Origin of the sequence: Tianxiuia mixotrophica (assembly GCF_050596425.1) — a bacterium.
Taxonomy (GTDB): domain Bacteria; phylum Bacillota; class Clostridia; order Peptostreptococcales; family Acidaminobacteraceae.
The window spans coordinates 4372861-4390806 of the sequence record NZ_CP192292.1; the positions used below are offsets into that span (position 1 = coordinate 4372861).

General features: G+C 40.6%; 17 protein-coding genes. 9 read left to right on the plus strand and 8 right to left on the minus strand.

Going from position 1 to position 17946, the window contains the following annotated elements; genetic code table 11:
• The first annotated feature begins 133 nt into the window (after positions 1 to 133).
• Positions 134 to 1060: an NAD-dependent epimerase/dehydratase family protein gene (locus tag ACQ4KW_RS19385; protein ID WP_430884078.1), complete on the plus strand. Its 927-nt coding sequence runs from the start codon at positions 134 to 136 to the stop codon at positions 1058 to 1060.
• Positions 1061 to 1120: 60 nt separating this feature from the next.
• On the opposite strand, the gene ACQ4KW_RS19390 is transcribed toward ACQ4KW_RS19385, so the two are convergent.
• The 7 genes from ACQ4KW_RS19390 to ACQ4KW_RS19420 all read right to left on the minus strand — a co-directional run bounded on the left by ACQ4KW_RS19390 (position 1121) and on the right by ACQ4KW_RS19420 (position 11569).
• Positions 1121 to 1657, minus strand: coding sequence for a CDP-alcohol phosphatidyltransferase family protein (locus ACQ4KW_RS19390; protein WP_430884079.1), 537 nt, complete (start codon positions 1655 to 1657; stop codon positions 1121 to 1123).
• A gap of 190 nt (positions 1658 to 1847) precedes the next feature.
• Positions 1848 to 3563 (minus strand): methyl-accepting chemotaxis protein, encoded by a 1716-nt coding sequence (locus tag ACQ4KW_RS19395; protein ID WP_430884080.1) that lies wholly within the window; start codon positions 3561 to 3563, stop codon positions 1848 to 1850.
• 459 nt (positions 3564 to 4022) lie between these two features.
• Positions 4023 to 6071: a methyl-accepting chemotaxis protein gene (locus ACQ4KW_RS19400; RefSeq protein ID WP_430884081.1), complete on the minus strand. Its 2049-nt coding sequence runs from the start codon at positions 6069 to 6071 to the stop codon at positions 4023 to 4025.
• 499 nt (positions 6072 to 6570) lie between these two features.
• Positions 6571 to 7941, minus strand: a complete 1371-nt coding sequence (locus tag ACQ4KW_RS19405) for an ArnT family glycosyltransferase (protein WP_430884082.1) — start codon at positions 7939 to 7941, stop codon at positions 6571 to 6573.
• Between the two features lie 247 nt (positions 7942 to 8188).
• The gene (locus ACQ4KW_RS19410) at positions 8189 to 10081 is read right to left on the minus strand and encodes an S-layer homology domain-containing protein (protein ID WP_430884083.1); all 1893 of its coding nucleotides are present in this window, start codon (positions 10079 to 10081) and stop codon (positions 8189 to 8191) included.
• A 158-nt stretch (positions 10082 to 10239) separates the two neighbouring features.
• Complete coding sequence (locus ACQ4KW_RS19415; RefSeq protein ID WP_430884084.1) at positions 10240 to 10623, minus strand: GtrA family protein; 384 nt, start codon at positions 10621 to 10623, stop codon at positions 10240 to 10242.
• A complete protein-coding gene (locus ACQ4KW_RS19420) occupies positions 10607 to 11569 on the minus strand; it encodes a glycosyltransferase family 2 protein (RefSeq protein WP_430886610.1) in 963 nt (320 codons plus the stop codon). The genes ACQ4KW_RS19415 and ACQ4KW_RS19420 overlap by 17 nt, the downstream gene beginning before the upstream one ends.
• Positions 11570 to 11846: 277 nt before the next feature.
• Here ACQ4KW_RS19420 and ACQ4KW_RS19425 point away from each other — a divergent pair, with 277 nt between their 5' ends.
• The 8 genes from ACQ4KW_RS19425 to ACQ4KW_RS19460 all read left to right on the plus strand — a co-directional run bounded on the left by ACQ4KW_RS19425 (position 11847) and on the right by ACQ4KW_RS19460 (position 16237).
• A complete protein-coding gene (locus ACQ4KW_RS19425; RefSeq protein WP_430884085.1) occupies positions 11847 to 12353 on the plus strand; it encodes a Na+/H+ antiporter subunit E in 507 nt (168 codons plus the stop codon).
• Positions 12344 to 12595 carry a monovalent cation/H+ antiporter complex subunit F gene (locus ACQ4KW_RS19430; protein ID WP_430884086.1) on the plus strand — a complete coding sequence of 84 codons (252 nt, stop codon included), beginning with the start codon at positions 12344 to 12346 and terminating at the stop codon, positions 12593 to 12595. Before ACQ4KW_RS19425 ends, ACQ4KW_RS19430 begins: the two co-directional genes overlap by 10 nt.
• Positions 12595 to 12891 carry a monovalent cation/H(+) antiporter subunit G gene (mnhG, locus tag ACQ4KW_RS19435; protein ID WP_430884087.1) on the plus strand — a complete coding sequence of 99 codons (297 nt, stop codon included), beginning with the start codon at positions 12595 to 12597 and terminating at the stop codon, positions 12889 to 12891. The genes ACQ4KW_RS19430 and mnhG overlap by 1 nt, the downstream gene beginning before the upstream one ends.
• The gene (locus tag ACQ4KW_RS19440; RefSeq protein WP_430884088.1) at positions 12888 to 13442 is read left to right on the plus strand and encodes a Na(+)/H(+) antiporter subunit B; all 555 of its coding nucleotides are present in this window, start codon (positions 12888 to 12890) and stop codon (positions 13440 to 13442) included. Before mnhG ends, ACQ4KW_RS19440 begins: the two co-directional genes overlap by 4 nt.
• The gene (locus ACQ4KW_RS19445; RefSeq protein ID WP_430884089.1) at positions 13439 to 13708 is read left to right on the plus strand and encodes a hypothetical protein; all 270 of its coding nucleotides are present in this window, start codon (positions 13439 to 13441) and stop codon (positions 13706 to 13708) included. Before ACQ4KW_RS19440 ends, ACQ4KW_RS19445 begins: the two co-directional genes overlap by 4 nt.
• 200 nt (positions 13709 to 13908) lie before the next feature.
• The gene (locus tag ACQ4KW_RS19450; protein WP_430884090.1) at positions 13909 to 14295 is read left to right on the plus strand and encodes an MnhB domain-containing protein; all 387 of its coding nucleotides are present in this window, start codon (positions 13909 to 13911) and stop codon (positions 14293 to 14295) included.
• A 10-nt stretch (positions 14296 to 14305) separates the two neighbouring features.
• Positions 14306 to 14668 carry a sodium:proton antiporter gene (locus ACQ4KW_RS19455; protein ID WP_430884091.1) on the plus strand — a complete coding sequence of 121 codons (363 nt, stop codon included), beginning with the start codon at positions 14306 to 14308 and terminating at the stop codon, positions 14666 to 14668.
• Positions 14669 to 16237: a complex I subunit 5 family protein gene (locus ACQ4KW_RS19460; protein WP_430884092.1), complete on the plus strand. Its 1569-nt coding sequence runs from the start codon at positions 14669 to 14671 to the stop codon at positions 16235 to 16237.
• A 79-nt stretch (positions 16238 to 16316) separates the two neighbouring features.
• Here ACQ4KW_RS19460 and ACQ4KW_RS19465 read toward each other — a convergent pair whose 3' ends face one another.
• A complete protein-coding gene (locus ACQ4KW_RS19465) occupies positions 16317 to 17936 on the minus strand; it encodes a glycoside hydrolase family 26 protein (RefSeq protein WP_430884093.1) in 1620 nt (539 codons plus the stop codon).
• Between the last annotated feature and the right edge of the window lie 10 nt (positions 17937 to 17946).

A 17946-nucleotide genomic window follows, 5' to 3' on the forward strand; every position in this document is an offset into this window, starting at 1 on the left:
TATATTCTAGTCATTCACTTGTCATTAATAGCCTTTTACCCAAATAATTCAACTTATATATAGGAAAGATTCTCCTATATGGAGTGATCAATTCTAGTTCAGGGTATAAATAAAGATAAGAAAGGATGATACTATGAGTAACATTCTCGTTACGGGCGGATCAGGTTTTATCGGTTCACATTTGGTAAATCGACTTATCGAAGACGGGCACTTGGTGCATATTATTGATAAAATTGAAGGGGATCCCACCCTTCAGACCCTGCGCAAGGCTAAGTACCACAAGGCCAATGTTAAAGATCTCTCGGTCATCGACCTCATTCAGGACATCCAACCGGATTTTATCTTTCATCTTGCCGCGCATTTTTGCGACAGTTCTGATGCCAAAGACATTAAAGAAACTGCAGAAACCAATATCATAGGCACCATTCACATTATGGAAGGTGCTCGGCTCGCTGGGGTAGAAAAGGTTATTTTCACATCGTCGGCAGCCATTTATGGCCCGCCAGCCTATCTGGGTATTGATGAAAACCATCCTCTTTCACCAAAGCGTCCTTATGGTATGACAAAACGGTCTGCTGAAGAGTTCATTCAGCTTTATGCACGACTTCACAATATAAACTATACAATTCTAAGACTTTCAACTGTTTATGGCATCAGGCAACGTCCTCATACAGATGGAGACTTGATTGCTGACCTCATTCAGGCCTATTTGCACAAGGCACCAATACACTTCGACGGCGCAGGGCAAAGAAGTCTGGACTTGATTTACATCAAAGATGTTCTTGATGCACTGCTGTCCTCTATGACCCGAGGAGACAAGACCATTTTTAATATTGGTTCCGGTCATGGGACAACGGCCAATGAAGTTATTAATTTACTCAATGCCACCTTTGAAGTCCATGTGGAACCCGAATTTACAGATATATGCCCTTCCCATCCGCAGGAAATGTACTTTGATATCAGTCTGTCTTTGACATCTCTTGATTGGTCACCAAAGTATGATATTGCTGATGGTCTTCTTGAAACAGTTCACTATTATAGGCGTATGATGCGCATGTAAACAATATGACTTGACACAAAAAATCCGCTGGGTCCCCAGCGGATTTTCACATTTTGCCTATTAACTTGTCTGACTGCTATCCCTTGATGGATGATCTTTAAAATATAAATACAAATAATTGCAAAATGCGACAACGGTTATAAGAACCGCCCCTGTCATGGTCCCATCCCTATAGATCGGCTTGGCTTCTAGCAGGGATGTTGCCACTGCTATGTAAAAAACCATAGTCGCCACTTTTCCAAAAACATTCGAGGGAATAACCCGCTTGATTCTTCCAAAATACATAACTGCCGCACCAATAATCATGGCAAGATCTTTAAGTAAAACCACATAAAGCACCCATGATGGTATGAGCCCAGAATAGGTTAGACAGCCAAGGGCGGCAATAAGCATGAGTTTGTCTGCCAACGGGTCTAAAACTGTGCCAAGCTTTGTTGACATATGAAACCGCCTTGCAATATAACCATCTAGGACATCGGTGATCCCAGCGACTAAATAAATAATAAGTGCGGTAATTGGCTCATTCAAGTAGTAGGTATAGATGAAGACGGGAATGAGGATCAGTCGGATCACAGTTAAAACGTTTGGTATATTCACCAGAGTCACCTCCATCTTGTGTTTGGTCTATTATACCATGATACCCAAAGTTGACCACCAATAATTTCCTTATCCAGTCTTTATTCAAAAGTATATTGGCCTATACAATATTCTTTACACTGGGAGGGCTGGCGCCTTCTGTTTCCATGGTCAAAAAAAGCAGACTGGCTCATTGCCAGTCTGCTTTTTTTTATACTTTAAAAATCTTTACTGTATCATTCAGTTCAACAGCTTTTTTCTTTAAGCTGTCAATCACTTCACGCATTTGTTCGAGTGAAGCCGTTTGTTCTTCTGTAGATGCCGCAACCTCTTCAGAATCCGCTGCAGATTTTTGTGAAATACCGTCAACCTCTGAAATGATATGTAACAGTTTATTGCTGTAATCATTCACATTGTTGACCTCTGTTGTCACTGACTCTAAATTGGATTTCGTTGTCTGGAAACTATCTGATATCTCGTCGAAAGATGTCATAACTTCTGAAAGAAGGGCTTCACCCTTTTCCGTTTCTGTTGATCCGTCATCAATAGATTTCAAAGCTTCATTTGTTGAAGACTGCGTTTTCTCAATCAAGCTTCGGATGCTATCCGTCGAATTTCGTGATTCCTCTGCCAGTTTTCTTATTTCCTCAGCGACAACTGCGAAACCCTTGCCATGTTCACCAGCTCGTGCCGATTCGATGGAAGCATTTAGGGCAAGTAAGTTGGTCTGTTCAGCAATGCTGTTAATAATCTCTACGATATTGCCAATTTCTTCAGAAATATCTTTAAGCTCATGGATACGCGTTGATGAAACATTCACCTGATTGCGAATCTTGACCATTTGATCGGTCATGACTGTCATTTTTTCTTCGCCTTTTTTAACTGTGTGACTTGTCTGGTCAGCGTTTTCGATCACCATGGAAACACTTGTTGTCACCGTTTCAATCGATTTTAAAGTCTCTTTCAGATGCTCATTGGCCTTTGTTGTTTCTACAACCTGTTTCTCTGCACCAGCGGCCACATCTTGGGTTGCCAAAGCAATCTGATCAGAGGCCAGCGTGACCTGCTCAGTTGTTTCCAGTATGTTTTCACTTCCATATTCCAGTTCACTAGAGACTTCTGTGATTTGCTTGGTCATGCTTCTTAGATTCAAAATCATGTTGTTAAAAGCATCTGCAACAGCACCAATCTCATTATTTTGCTTGATCTCAATGGTTTTGGTTAAATCTCCACCAGCAGCCAAATTGGCTGATTCCGATAGATCATTGAGTGGGCTGAGCATCTTTCGCATCGCTAGGAACAAAATAAGGCTGGTTACGACAATAATGATCCCCGCCATGACTCCCGATTTCAGCATCATTGCTGAAATTGTGTCATTGACGTTCTTTAAACTAATACCGACGTTTATAGCGCCAATGATTTGGCCATCCACAACAACTGGGGAAATGACATCATAAGTCGGTAGAGTGTTTCCGTCTTTATTGGGATCCCAATCAAAAATAAGAGACCCTGACTCACCATCAAGTATGGCTTTTTTCACGATACTATCGCCAGACAAATCAAGTCCTATTCGGTCGTGAATGCTATGATTTTCTGCAACCATGTCAGTGGATACAAAAAGAAGATAGTTGATAATTTCACTTTTAGACGTATTATCAATTATTGTTTGACGATTGAATACTTCTTGGGCATTCTTGGATAGACCTTGTATTGATGATGCTTTTTCTGCTATGACAAAACTTTCAACCAGTGAATTCGTCAAATCCATTCCACTTTTTTTTGAAAGGTCCAGCATGGATTGTCTTGTATTATAGATGTTAAGTCCTGTGGTAATGCCGCTGGAAAGCAAAAGGAAGATAATCGCCAACATCAAAAGGCGCATCACCAAACTGGATCGCTTCCCACTTCCATTCTTACTACTTGTCATAAACGCCTCCTAATACCTCTTCTCACTTGCTAAAACATAGCAATAGCCTTTCGGTTATCCTCTCTAACAATCATCCAGACTCTCGTATAGTGATTGTTAAAAATTTACCCGACTCTCTAGTCTCTGTCTATAATAATTAATTTTTATTTGAAATTCAATACACACGAGCTTCAAAATTGTAAATTTTCTACTTTATATGTCAAGAATGAAGGCGTTTTGTTCGTCACATATCAAACAAGTTTACTGTGGATTGGTTCTGATTTACTAAACATGAACCTTTTATTTATCTATTCCCCTCTCTTTTTGTCGAATCGTTCGAAAATATGGTATTTGTCTTTTTCGAATAAAAATAAAAAAAATAAATACTTTCAATATGCGGTCCACTTTTGCTTATAAGGGATTTTATTTGCTTATTTATAAACATTCAGCTTTCCATTCACTAGGAAATCCAGTATGATTTTAAACTTTAAAACGTGTCACACGACTCAACAATTCTTGAGCCATAGATGACAATTGGTCTGAAGCCCCTGCGATTTCCTCTGAAATAGCATTTTGCTCTTCTGCTGAAGCGGATACTTCTTGGGCGCTTGCCGTTGTTTGCTGGGACACAGTGGCTATAAACTCCATGGCCTCTGTCACACGGTTCCCATAAACTTCTGTGCTTTCAATAGCTTGGGCTACCCTTCCAATGAGGGTGTTTGTGGACTCAATTCTTGAGGTGATGTCATTAAAAGCTTCACCCGTTTGGTCGATGGTTTTTATACCTTCATGAATGGCACCGTTTTCAGTATTGATCAAACGATTTGCCATTGTAATTTCAGACTGGATTTCAGATATGAGGGCCTTTATGCCTGTTGCAGACTCCATAGATTCTGTGGCAAGCTGACGAATTTCTTCTGCGACAACAGCAAAGCCCCGCCCCTGTTCTCCAGCACGTGCTGCTTCTATAGACGCATTGAGCGCTAAAAGATTTGTCTGGTCAGCAATATCTGATATGGTCTCAGATATTTGTCCTATACGACTTGATTGTTCATTTAAGGCATTTATGACCTGTATAGTCTGTTCACTGCTGGACCGAATTGCATCCATTTTCCCAATTGTCACCTTCATTTGTTCTTGACCATTTCGTGCTGTTTCCATCACTTGCAAAGATTCATCCACCATTTGATCAGTGGCCTCTGCGGACTTATCCAGCTGGACCTTCATATCAAGAACAACCTCCTTAGTGCTTATAACATAGTTGGACTGTTCTTCACTTCCAGCTGTTATTTCCTCAATATTTGAAGTCACTTCTTCTGCAGATTGCCCTCCCTCTTCAGCTGACGATGCCAATTGCTGACTGCTCGAAGAGAGCGATTCTGCCGTTTTTGTAATCTGAAGAATCATATCTCTAAAACTGTCTATCATCTCATTAAGGGATATGCCCATTTGAATGACTTCATCTCCAGAGGCAGGTCTCGCTTCATTCACTCTAAATTCCGATGTTAAATCACCCTCAGCCGCTAAACGCATAACCTCTTGCATACGTCTGATGCGCTTAACAATATAGTTGGCAATAGCTCCAGCAACACCTGCTCCAATAAGGAAGAATACCACTCCAAAGATCAACATGCGATCACGCATATCATTTAGGCTCGACAAGTATTCAGACTCATCCGCATTGAGTGAGATAGAGTATCCATTCATGCCTGTGAAGATGTTGAGTTTCCTTACGCCATCATATGTATAAATAACCTTTCCATCTTGCCCGGTTACCATGGCCTCTTTGGCCTGTGACAAGGGGCCGATGCCCAAATCTGAAATGTTCTTTTGCATCATTATAGCTTTGTCTGGATGATAGACAAAAAGTCCATTTTTATCCACCATATATGCGTATCCATGTTGACCCACTTTTAAGTTTGCAAGCACTTCAAAGAAGGATTCCATTTTTACAGCCGTAGCAAGGATGCCTGTTGTTTGTCCACTCTTATTTTTCAGGGGATATGCGAAAATGGTCACTGGTTCCCCAGTGGACTTGGATGAAACAATGTCACTCCACACCGTTTGACCAGATAAGGCTTTGTCATAGTAGTCCCGATCCGCAATGCTTATGCCAATAGCCTCTCCACCCTTGCCATCCAGAACTATCTGCCCATTTTTATCGGCTATGAAAATGGATTCAAATAAGTCTGCCCGCTTTTTTAAAACATTCTCAAGCAGGTGGACTGCTAAGTTTTTACGATCAGAATCCGCCAGGCGACTGGTCGCCTCAAAATCTGAAGCTTGTAGATTCTTAAGGGCTGGTGTTTGCCCAATAAGCTCTAAGATATCTTGGGTGTTTGTAAGCTTAAGCTCAAACTTAGCCTGTACACTCTCCAGTTCTGCCTTTAGTTTTGACTCCACTTCAAAGGTCACGGCCTTTGATGACCAATAATAACTGATACCACCGATTCCTGCCACCACTAAGAGCACTAGGACACATGTCATTAATGTCATTTTAAACATTAGATTGTCTTTGACTTTTCCCATCGGTGAACACCTCCTGATTCGATTCATACGTTTTTATTATTCGTGATATTTGAAACACAAATTGCATACTGCTTTCTTTTTGTCTTTTCCTGTAATATTTTTAATCAATTTTGCCTAGTATGCACCTATATTTATCAATAACACAAATAATTGAACCCCTTCATTCTCGTCCAGTTCCATCATAGAGAAACTTTTTACCCCTTGCAACCACTTATGTTAAGCGCTTACTCACACAAGCAAAAAAAAAACATCTTCCAGACGAAGATGTTTTGTCGATATTGTTTAAATTCTATAATACTGTAACCATTTCAATATGTCCGTCATTTACCTTGTAATTTCAAACTGTCTGATTTCAATTATTTACGTTTATATCTAAAAAAAGACTTAGATTAATTGTTCGAGCAAAAACGTATAAAGTCAATCATCACTCATATAAGAAATTTAAATGCTATTTTCCAACTATACCTGTATACACCATCATGCCTACCAGTGCTTTTGATCAATTTGACTGATACATTTTCTTAATTTTATCTGATGTAAGAACCACTACAATAATCATTAGAAAAAGAAGAGACTGATTGTAACGTGGCTGACCTTCATAAACGAAAAAGACAATAGACGGAAAGGCCAAATTCATAAAAAGAAGGACTATACTTTGATCAAGTTTACGCTTTGGTGAAACAATACTCATAAAGACAGACGGTATGCCTAGCATGATAAATACAAGGCTAAAGCCACTTAAAATGCTTAGTAGTATATCATTAAGAGCTCGAAAGGCATTGCGATTTCTCTCGACTTCTTTTGTGGTGAGTTCTGTCGGTTTATCTGCCAATCTATTCATAGTCCATGCATCTATATCCCAGGCCCCGTTAAAATATGTTGAGTGAACCCGAATGAGTCCAAGTTTTGCAAATTCCTCAGGATTCTCTTTTATCCACTGAACAGCATAGGGTTTCAAGTCCACTTCTATGTCTGACGCAAGTTTGATGCTCTTATTTCCATTCTCAAGATGAGTGTCAATAATGACTTCTATTTCATCTGTCTTGTATAAATCTTCAAATGACATCCATCCACCATGAACGTTGTTGGGGTTGTTATTGATATAGAGATTAAAGCCCGAATTATAAGAGACAGGAATAAACCGCCCAAAAGCCTTATAATTTCTATACGTCCAAGGGGATATAACAGCCGCCATGACCATCCATACAAGAAGACCTTTTATGGCTGAACGTTTCAGATTTTTGTTCATCATCCATTCACTGAAGCCAATAATGACAGGATAAGCCAAGTAGAAAGGCTTAATTAAGGCACAAATTCCTGTTAACACACCAAGCAATGGATACTTCCACTTATCATTTAAGTCAGAGACCTGAATGTATATTAGGAGGGCCAACAGAAAAGCCATCTGAATTTCCGTTCCTGTTGTGTTGCAGTAAGCAATATGGTGGGGAAGAAAAGCTGTTATGGCCATAGTCACCAAGGCCAAAGTATTGGCATTCTCATTTTGGGTCGTCATTTTTAAAACGATCTTATAAACCAGTGCAATGGTCAGCGTTCCATAAATCACATTAAACCACTTTGCAAGACCCACTGATGCGGACCCAAACACCTTAAAAAGCATGCCTAGGGACCATGAATAAAACATCCCTTGAAAGGCAATTGGTGCGCCTTCATAGGTAAAACCCTTGCCCTCAAATATGTTTTTCGCGATTCTATAATAGGCGTCAAAATCATAAAGTTGATCAGTTGGAATGGTTCTAATCCACCAGACCCTTGCTAAAAAGCCAATGAGAAGAATGACCAAGGGCATCACGACCCTTTTGAAAGGCGCTTCTTTTATGTCTGCTTTAATTTTATTGAATATGTTCATTGAATGACCTCTACTCACTTATTTTTATGTATACACACTTCAACTTACATGTCCTTAGTATATCTTTATTGCCTCACATCATTCAAGACAGACTTTCTTACTTTTTACGCCTTTTAGCAGGATGAATTTTAGATGATCGCCTAAGATTCATCCTCACAGCACGAAAAGCCCCGAGTCAAGCACAGCTTCATCTTGACTCGGGGCATATTTAGCTTATTGCTTTTTATTGAAAGCTGTCACGTCCATACTACTCCATGCCTATAACCAGTTCAGCCTCGAAGAGGTCGTCTGAAAGTTCAATCCCAAATACGAAAACAGACTCACCTGCTTCGTAATCAAGAATACTGAATGTAGCCCCTTCTTTAAAGCTCACAGTCCAAACCTGGCCGTCATCATCTTTAACTTTAAGTAGGTTGGCTGTCGAGTATACATCAATAATTTCAGCTTTAAATTTAACCTTTTCGGCCACCTTATTGGTCACAAGGGTGTTGGCTCCAGACCCATCCATTTTAAGTGTGACACTCTGGTCCAGTCTCAGGTCATAAATATCGCCTGAATCCCCACCTTGAAGCACATACTCCATGTCTTCTTTCAGCTGGATGGTCTTTGTCACACCATCCCCTGTCTGTATTGTGATTTCTGGTGTCTTACTGATCAGAATTGAAGTGATGACACCGGATAACTCTGAACTAATTCCTGTGGCTTCAACGAGGACAACTTTACCATATTCCAGGGTCACATTGACAATATCGCCTTTACGGACACCTTCTCCGCTGGACTTAACTTCAATATCCGACTCGAGAATCTGATCGATATAGCTGCCTTTTTCCAGTTGAACACTAATAGAGCTGCCTTTTTTAAAGTCTGTTGTTCTATTGAGCACACCGCTCACAACCGTCTTTTTAGAGTAGGCCTCCACTTCTCGAACCATGAAACCTTCCACGTTCATATGAAGTCTGTCCCCAAGCTCAAGATCATCCAGTTCAGCTGTTTCTCCATCCTTTACAATCACAGCAGAATCATAGGCTTTAAAGTACTTCTTCCCATCATTTGTAGCGATTGTAATAACTCGGTATTCTCCGTCTTCATCTGTTAGCGCATCAGACTTGGCTTCATACTTGCCTTCGGTCTTGTCAAATTGCTTATTGATCACAAGCTTCACGAGTTCACCATCGTCATCATGAACCGTTACGTCCATGCCTTTATTGACATCTGACAGGTCTAGTGTTTCCCCGTCACGCTTAATGGTCGTATCACTGCCATCGTAGACGTGGAGCTTGCCCCCGCCATCACGGATCTCGATAATTTCCAAATCATCATGAACAATTGAAACAATGGCTTCGTATGTTTTAGAATCTCCAGAACTTACACTTGAAGATGTGCTCGATGAATTATTGGAATCATCGCTGTCATCATCATTATCAGCTGGAACAATTTCACCACTTAATACGCCGTATGCACCTGACAGTAGAGTGGCCAATACTTCTCTTGTCACAACCTGCTTGGGATTAAAGTTACCCTTATCATCCCCCTTGCTGCTGATCACTTCATTTTGAATGAGCAGGTCAATATAAGGGGCTGCTGCACTTGTGATTGAAAATGCATCTTTGTAGTCGAAGCTAATAATTCTTTGAAGGTTTTCTTTTAAGAAAACATTCATGCCTTTTCCCAGGAAAATAGAAGCTTCTAATTTTGTTGCTTCTGCCAATTCGCCTTCAATGACAAATCCCTTGAGCTCGTCAGGGTGTAGTATTTCATTTTCAAGGGCATAGCCAATCGCCGCCCACGTTGATTCACCATAGGGTGCCAACTCTTTGGGAATATTCGCCGCGTCTATTGTCGCACCAAACTTCATGGCAAGGACATCTCCTTGGAGCTTGTCAAACTTACCAGAAGCGCTAATGGTGTTGTACACTGCCGTAATAACTTCAAGCTTTGACACAGCTTTCGATGGCTTATACGTCGCATCGCTATACCCCGGCATTATATCATTTTCTACCACTTTGATTATGTATGGCATAGCCCAGTAATCTTCAGGAATGTCTGTAAAGAGTCTTGCTGCAAATCCACTTGCAGGCGCACTCACCATCATGACCACCAGCAAACAAGTTGCCAGTATACGTCTCATATTATTTTTCATACCAGTTTTCAAGAATAGCCCTCCAATCTTCATTATCAGGTTAACCTCGCAACAACTCGTATTTCAACTGCTGTAAACAGGTTACATTGCCCCGATTTTCCTATCAAATCCATTATATCAAAACTTCATTCCATTGGCGTTTCAATGTTATTACAATCTTATGACGTTCGAAAGACCACAAGCTTACTTAAAACATAGTTCATGACAATCACGACCACTGACATTATATACTTTGGAAGCATTTGCCCCATGCCTATGCCATCAATAAGAAAAATAAGGCCCACAGTCTCAAATACCCAAGTGCCCACACGTGACATCAAAAAGGCCATGGCCTCTTTTGAAATCTGATTCACCGTCTTCGCTTGGGACTGAAAGACATACTTCCGATTGGTTACAAAGGCAAAAAGCACCGCCGCAAGCCAAGACAGGGTGGTTGCATAAAAATAATGGAGTCCCATCCAGATCAAAAGTCCATAGCCACCGACCGCGATGGCTGTCGTCATAAGACCAAAAACCAAGTACAAACTAATTTCCGACTTCATCCCGGCTTTCATTGTTTACCCGCTTTCCATCCTGCTTGCTGATAATATATAAGGGTCTGTTCCTAACCTCTTCATATATTCTTGCGATATATTCGCCGATAACACTGATCTGTATCATGATTATACCAAAGAATAAGAGCAGTATTGTCACAATAGACGTCCAACCCTCTACCGCATGATGATTAAAAACAAGCTTCATGACGATCCAATATATTAAGTTTAAAAAAGCAAACATGGCCGTTGCAAAACCAATAAAACTAAAAATCTTAAGCGGCTTATATGAAAATGAAAGAATGGCATCAAATGCCAGTTTAAAGAGTTTGAAATAATTGTATTTCGTCTCACCAGCGTGGCGTGCATCCCTGTTGTACTCCACATATGTAACGTTGAAACCAACCCAGTGTGTCAAGCCTCTAAAGAATCTATTCTTTTCATTTAGGCTGTTGATTTCATCCACAACTCGGCGACTGAGCAGTCTAAAATCACCTGTGTCCAGGGGAATTTCCGTATCACTTAAAACGCGCATGATACGGTAAAACCACTTTGACGTTGTTTTCTTAACCCACGTCTCCTTATCTCTTTTGAGTCTTTGGGCATACACAATGTCATAGCCTTCCTTGAATTTTTGATACATATCAAGAATCACTTCAGGTGGGTCCTGCAAGTCTGCATCAATGATGACAACAGCCTCGCCCTTTACATTCCTAAAACCCGCCGTGTTGGCCATCTCATGCCCAAAGTTTCTAGAAAAACTGACATACTTCACACGGTCATCTGATCTTTGAATGCTTTCAATTTCCCTAATGGTTTGATCCCGGCTTCCATCATCAACAAACATGATTTCAAAACTTTCTGAGATGCTTGAAAGCACTTCCACAAGCCTGTCATATAAGGGCTTAATATTATCTTCTTCGTTAAAGGCGGGCACTACAACCCCGATGTCCACTTTTTTCAAGATATTCTTCCTTCCACTATAGATGCCTCCAACCCCATCGCCACGAACAGTCTTTCATGCTTGATGGTTGGAATGACTGGATTTTAAATTCATATTCATTCTATTAGAATTATAACATAGAGTTTGGTTACAAATCGGTTATAATGGAAATGAAAGTGACAATACCACATGGAATTTGTAGGTTTTGACACCCCACTCTAAGGGGTGGTGATCTTGAGTGATATTTTAACTATGGTCTATAAATGGAAATAAACCAAGAGGTCTGCTTATGAGAGAAACAATACGTTATAGCTGGAAATGGACTCTAGTCCTCGCCCTTATTTGGTGCGTGCTTATGGAATCTTTTAAACTTCAAAATATAGTTGTGGGCCTTATAGCTGGTTTTTTCTGTGTCTGGTTTAGTGAAACCTATATCACAAAATTCAGACACGGGCGTCGTTACCCCCTATCCATTACAGGGATGTTCTTCTACTTCTTATTTCTAGTCACAGAAATAATACGGTCAGGCCTATCAACACTGTTACTTCTTATAAAAGGGAAAAGCAACCCCATGATTGTGACTGTGAAAACAGAGTTAAAAACAGCCATGGCCATTTCCCTTTTAGCCAATTCTGTAACCCTGACACCTGGCACAGTAACCGTTGATGTGGCTGAACAAACATTAAAAATTTTATGGCTTGATGGAAAAGACTTATATGAAGCTGCCCTAAAAGAAGAACTCATCGGCCCTTTAGAAAGAAAACTCTTAAAGCTGGAGGCTAAAATATGCAAATAATTGCTTTTATTCTCATACTGCTCATGGTCTTAAGTGCCCTGCGCGTCGTTATCGGCCCAACGCTTTGGGACAGGCTTCTTGGCTTTAATTTGATTGCATCAAAACTGGTCATGCTTGTCATTCTAGTGGCCAGTATAAAAGGAACCAGCCTCTATCTTGATATTGCTCTTATATTTGCCCTATTTGGATTCATTGGCGTGGTCTACTTCACCAAGTTTTTAAGCTGGAAGGAGGACAAGTGATGGAAACCGCTGGACATGTTCTCATTGGAACAGGCCTCTTATTCATTGCCGCTGGTGTTATTGGTCTTTACAGATTTCGAAATTTTTATGCCCGTCTGCTTGTGGCGTCAAAAATTGATACCGTTGGAAATATTTTTTTGTTGAGTGGTGTTATGTTGATTCATGGTTTTTCTGCTTTTAGCTTCAAAGTCTTACTCATCCTTCTAATCATGACCTCCATCAATCCCTTAACGGCCCATTCTCTTGCTAGACTGGCCCATCTGAAGGGCTATGCGCTAAGGAGGGAAGATTCATGAAAGAGATCGCCCTCATTTCCCTGATATTTTTTGCCCTCATGGCCCTGGGAACCCAAAGACTTCGTCTTGCAGTGATTTACCTAGGCGTCTTTTCCATGAGCATGGCTTTTGTTTTTATAATTTATAACGCACCAGATGTGGCTATAGCAGAAGCAGTTATCGGCAGTGTCTTTTCTTCTATTCTCTACTTGGTAGCGCTCAAGAAATATAAGGTTTTTACAGTTTACTGCCATATTCCCGACAAACCGGTTCATGATGAAGTCTACACGGGTGGGCGTATGGCAGAGTTTATTAAAGCCATTGAAGTCTACTGCGCTAAGGAAGAGCTGGAACCTCTTATTATCTACACCGCAGAAAAATCAGAAGAAATCATGAATAAGCATAAGTATGAAGTTATTCTTGAAGATATTAAACCTGATATGCCTCAAGGGACTTTGAAAGTAATCTGTCACCCGGAAAACTTGAAAGTTGAAACCCTTCGCAAACTTTTAAGAGACAAGGATATTGGAAAAAACATAGATGTGACCCTAGTTAATGAGGTGGATGCATGAAGCCAAGACGCCTAATTTTAGCCCTAATTATATTTGCTGTTATTGTTCAAGTTCTCTACCTAAACGGTTTGACTGTGCTTTCGGATGCGTGGCCCATTAAAGACTACGTTTTAAGCAGATCTTATATGGAAACTGGGGCAGAGAACACTGTGACCGCCATATACCTGACCTACAGGTACTACGACACACTTTTTGAAGGCCTCATGGTCATTTTTGCCATCGTTGGTGTTGTCTATTTATCCTTTCATCACCACTCTGAGAAGTAGTGGCTCACACTGACCTTTATACTTTAGATATGATTTTATATGATGAACGACTTGCAAAGTATTATTTGAGCGACTTGTAAAATTACAGTTCTATCCCCTTGTTGTACTATATATATTTAAGGGTCAGAAATTCTTTATATCCTACAATGAGTGCATAATCTATAATTTTGCAAGCAACTGATGATAGAGAGGAGGGCATTATGAAAAGGGATTCAGGCCTAATTGCTTATGCCACAGGCCTTCTTGTACCGATTATTCTTTTAACCGGACTATACCTGGCTGTAAATGGCCACATTTCACCTGGTGGTGGCTTTCAGGCTGGTGCTGTTTTAGCTGCCGCCTTTGTCTGCAAACACCTTATGCAGCCCAATCTTGATTTATCATATGACCACATAGCGTCTATTGAGAAACTGGTCCTATTTATAATACTTCTTATACCAATATTCGTCTTTATGATCTTGGGACAGTCCCATTTGGTTTGGCTTGGGCCTTACTATTACATTGTCATGAATGGACTAATAGCCCTTAAAGTGGCTTCTGGCTTTACGATTTTATTCATTCGATTTATATACTATGAAGTGAAATGAGGTGACAGGCTTGGAAATCATTCAACACATTAACGGAGAAAACACAGCACTTATTCTATTTTTCATAGGGGTTTACGGTCTGATTGCCAGAAGAAACGTGATTAAATCCATAATGAGTCTTGGTATTATGCAAGCGGCAGCTGTTCTTTTTTTCATCAGCATCAATGCCACAAAATCTGTACAGGCGCCTATTGGAAAAGTCTTACACGAGAATAGTGCCGACCCCGTTCCCCAAGCACTCATGATCACAGCTGTTGTTATTGGTGTGTCTATAACGGCTCTTTGCCTGACCATGTTCATTACCCAGTATCACGTGTATGGGTCTACCAACTGGAACAGGGTGCGACGCAATAGAAAAAGAATGGAGATTTAAATGGTCTTACTCACCTTTGTATTTCTTCCTATTTTGATAGGACTGCTTCAATATATTATTCCATTTAAGAGAAGACTTATCTTGGCCTTAAGCGTACAGGCTGTCTTGTTTTCTTGCCTTGCTTATTTATGGTTTGGTGGCAATATACCTCATACTGAGTATTTGCTGGCCACCAAGCCCCCCGTTGGAATGAGCCTGAAAATTGATGCCTTGTCTTTTGGACTTTTACTGCTTTCAACCTTCATATTCACCATGCTTCATACCTTTGCACTTCATGCCAAGTACTATGAAAAGAAGTTTATTTTTCTTTTTATGAGCTTGCAGGGGCTTATTCATGGTGTCTTTCTTTCAACGGATTTTTTTAATGTATACTTGCTCCTAGAAGTGGCCACCGTGGTTGCCAGTATTCTTATTATGTACAAAAAAGATAGAAAATCTATTAATGACGGTATGATTTATTTAATGTCCAATATGATTGCTATGGCTTTTTTCCTCATGGGTCTTGGTTATCTCTATAAGATTTTTGGCGTGCTTTCCTTTGATGCCATAGCAGGTTTACGAAATCAACACACGCTACAGGAACTGGTCTTGCCACTGGCATTTCTCCTGACTGGGATCTCCCTAAAATCTGCAATCCTTCCCCTGTCCAGTTGGTTGCCTAAGGCCCACGGTACAGCCAGTGCCCCCATTGTCGTATCTGCCCTACTTTCAGGGATTTTTGTTAAAACAGGAATTTATGTTTTCATTCGCATGCAGTCCATCTTGATTCCTGATGGTCAACTGAATGAATTCTTTATTTTTATAGGTATACTTACCGCTTTTGCAGGCGTTTTACTGGCCCTGATCCAGGTGGATATTAAATTGATTTGGGCCTATAGCACAGTCTCACAAATGGGCTGGATTATGCTGGGCCTCAACTCTGCAAGCCCTGATGGTTTCGAGGGCGCCACCCTTCATATAGTGGCCCACGGCCTTTATAAAACAACACTCTTTCTAGGCTCTGGCCTTCTTGTCTCCCTCTACGGTTCTAGGGACATTCATAACATGAAAGGACTTATGCGGCGGGCCCCTTTAGTGGGTATTCCCATGTTCATCGGTCTATTGAGTATGACTGGCGCCCCCTTTACCGTCGGATACGCTTCAAAAAAATTATTGAAGTATGGAGCCGGTTATCATTTCTCTGAATGGATCATTTTAGGTCTGACAGTGCTTTCTGCCACCTATCTGATTCGGTTTATGCCTGTGTTATTTGGCAAATACACACCTGACATTCAGCTCTGTCCTTACAAAGTCCATAAGTCACAGTGGCTTCCTCTTTGGATTCTTAGTGGCGCTTCTCTTTTCAGTGTGTTTTTAGCCTATGACCTAGGAGATGTTTCAAAGTTGCTTCACGCTATTCCAAACTACTTGCTCATACTGGCAGGCGGCTTCATCGTCCATTTCCTGCTTAAACAAGTGGGAGAAGAGACCTATCATAAACTGCGTAAAGTTGACTTGACCTTTAACAGTTTGGCCTTTATGATACTGCTTGTTTTTGTGGCCCTGATTCAGTTTACTGTTCACCAGTGATCACATTTTTATAATTTTACAATGACCTATAAAAAGAGCCTGTGACCACTTTTATTAAATCTTGGTCACAGGCTCTTATTTACTTCCCATAAAACTTGTCTCTAAATATCTCCATCACTTCTGGATCATCATCAAACTTATAGCCTCTGGAGACCACGCCTTTTTGAGTGTCATAGTCTACGTGATTCCACCAGACAGCGGCCTTAATATCAAGTTTTTCAATTTGATCAAAAGCATTTTGAATCCACTGACCCTTATCACCGCCCGTTGAGCTTGACCCAAACTCTGTGATCATATAAGGAAAACCATCAAAGTGCTGGTCATACTCCCATAGCATAGGGAGGTATATGTCCAAGAAACTCCGCCACTCTTCCGCTTCATAGTATGTGCCTGTGTTGTATCCAGTGAGTCCAATAACATCCACATACTTTTCCCCTGGGAAATAGTTCATGTAGTCATTCCATCCAGCATAGGGAAAATCTCCCCAGTTGGGATTCCATACCCAAATAACATTTTCCACATCAGAAGCTTCAAAACGATCATGTAACCAAATCCAAAAGCTTCTAAAAACCTCTGCATCTTTATGGGTGTACATGGCATTATAACTGCACCAGTCCCCATTCATTTCATTATTCGGCCTGAACAGAATAGGCTGGTCGTGAGCCTTAATGATAGATATAAGCTCATCAATGGTTGCATCATGTTTTCCGTCTAACACTTCATAGAGGGCATCTGCATTGAATGTGCCGTATTTAGAGGTTTGAAATGTGAGCTCAAGCACCTTATCATCCTCAGACAGCATTTTCATTTTCTCAAGTCTTGGCATATAGCCTAAGTCGTAATATTCCAGTATAATATCCAGATCAATGCCCGTGCCTTGCTCGATGGCATGGACATAGTCCAGTTCATAGTGGGTGCTCGGTTCAAATATGCCCCAGGTGACATCTTCAGATTCTATAAATGTGTCGTCGAAATAGGCTTGGGTTGTCTCATGCTTAAAAACAGACGCCGTGTTTTGAATCTGGCTTATGGCATAATTCTCGATTAAGGATTGATCATCATTTTTAGCCCTTAATCTTTCTATCCACTTATCCGGATTAAAGGTTTGTTCTGATGCAATATGCAGACTTAGGAGCACCTGTGACTCAAGCTCCACTTCGATATAGGCGAAGTGACGTTTCAAGCCCTTTCCATATTTCAAAGCCTTTCGCTCAAATGTGTAGATATGCGTTCTATGGCCATTCAAATACATTTTGTCATACTCATAGGCGCTTGTATAATCACTGGTCTGTATGAAGCCTGCACTATAAACACTGTTGTTGTAAGCCTTATGGGGTGTTTTAGTGAGATCATCCATCATAAAATCTACACGAATGCCCGCTTCCTCAAAACGAAAGTGGTCCGGGGTGACAGCTTTAATTTTCAGGGTTTCTTTAAAGCCTGTTAAATCAAGGCCTATGTCTGAGTTTTCAAAGCCCAGTATTCGACTCTTCTGAATGACTTCACTGGTTTGCTGAGCCTGGTTTTGATCAATGTCTTCTACGTCTTTTATATTTTCATCTAAAGAGCCTTCCGCATACACTTCAATGGTGCTTAGGCCTAGCATTAAAAGAACAATGAGTCCTGCAATGAACCACTTGATCAAGTGGCCTCCTCTTGCATTCTTTTTATTTTCAATATTGATATTTATCAGTTCCATATGTCATCCT

What these genes read in the sequence shown, in the direction of transcription:
- ACQ4KW_RS19460 (WP_430884092.1), top strand. Translation starts at nt 14,669, where the DNA reads ATGGTCTTACTCACCTTTGTATTTCTTCCTATTTTGATAGGACTGCTT.
- ACQ4KW_RS19425 (WP_430884085.1), top strand. Translation starts at nt 11,847, where the DNA reads ATGAGAGAAACAATACGTTATAGCTGGAAATGGACTCTAGTCCTCGCC.
- ACQ4KW_RS19440 (WP_430884088.1), top strand. Translation starts at nt 12,888, where the DNA reads ATGAAAGAGATCGCCCTCATTTCCCTGATATTTTTTGCCCTCATGGCC.
- ACQ4KW_RS19400 (WP_430884081.1), bottom strand. Translation starts at nt 6,071, where the DNA reads ATGGGAAAAGTCAAAGACAATCTAATGTTTAAAATGACATTAATGACA.
- ACQ4KW_RS19430 (WP_430884086.1), top strand. Translation starts at nt 12,344, where the DNA reads ATGCAAATAATTGCTTTTATTCTCATACTGCTCATGGTCTTAAGTGCC.
- ACQ4KW_RS19415 (WP_430884084.1), bottom strand. Translation starts at nt 10,623, where the DNA reads ATGAAGTCGGAAATTAGTTTGTACTTGGTTTTTGGTCTTATGACGACA.
- mnhG (WP_430884087.1), top strand. Translation starts at nt 12,595, where the DNA reads ATGGAAACCGCTGGACATGTTCTCATTGGAACAGGCCTCTTATTCATT.
- ACQ4KW_RS19450 (WP_430884090.1), top strand. Translation starts at nt 13,909, where the DNA reads ATGAAAAGGGATTCAGGCCTAATTGCTTATGCCACAGGCCTTCTTGTA.
- ACQ4KW_RS19395 (WP_430884080.1), bottom strand. Translation starts at nt 3,563, where the DNA reads ATGACAAGTAGTAAGAATGGAAGTGGGAAGCGATCCAGTTTGGTGATG.
- ACQ4KW_RS19405 (WP_430884082.1), bottom strand. Translation starts at nt 7,941, where the DNA reads ATGAACATATTCAATAAAATTAAAGCAGACATAAAAGAAGCGCCTTTC.
- ACQ4KW_RS19445 (WP_430884089.1), top strand. Translation starts at nt 13,439, where the DNA reads ATGAAGCCAAGACGCCTAATTTTAGCCCTAATTATATTTGCTGTTATT.
- ACQ4KW_RS19385 (WP_430884078.1), top strand. Translation starts at nt 134, where the DNA reads ATGAGTAACATTCTCGTTACGGGCGGATCAGGTTTTATCGGTTCACAT.
- ACQ4KW_RS19465 (WP_430884093.1), bottom strand. Translation starts at nt 17,936, where the DNA reads ATGGAACTGATAAATATCAATATTGAAAATAAAAAGAATGCAAGAGGA.
- ACQ4KW_RS19410 (WP_430884083.1), bottom strand. Translation starts at nt 10,081, where the DNA reads ATGAAAAATAATATGAGACGTATACTGGCAACTTGTTTGCTGGTGGTC.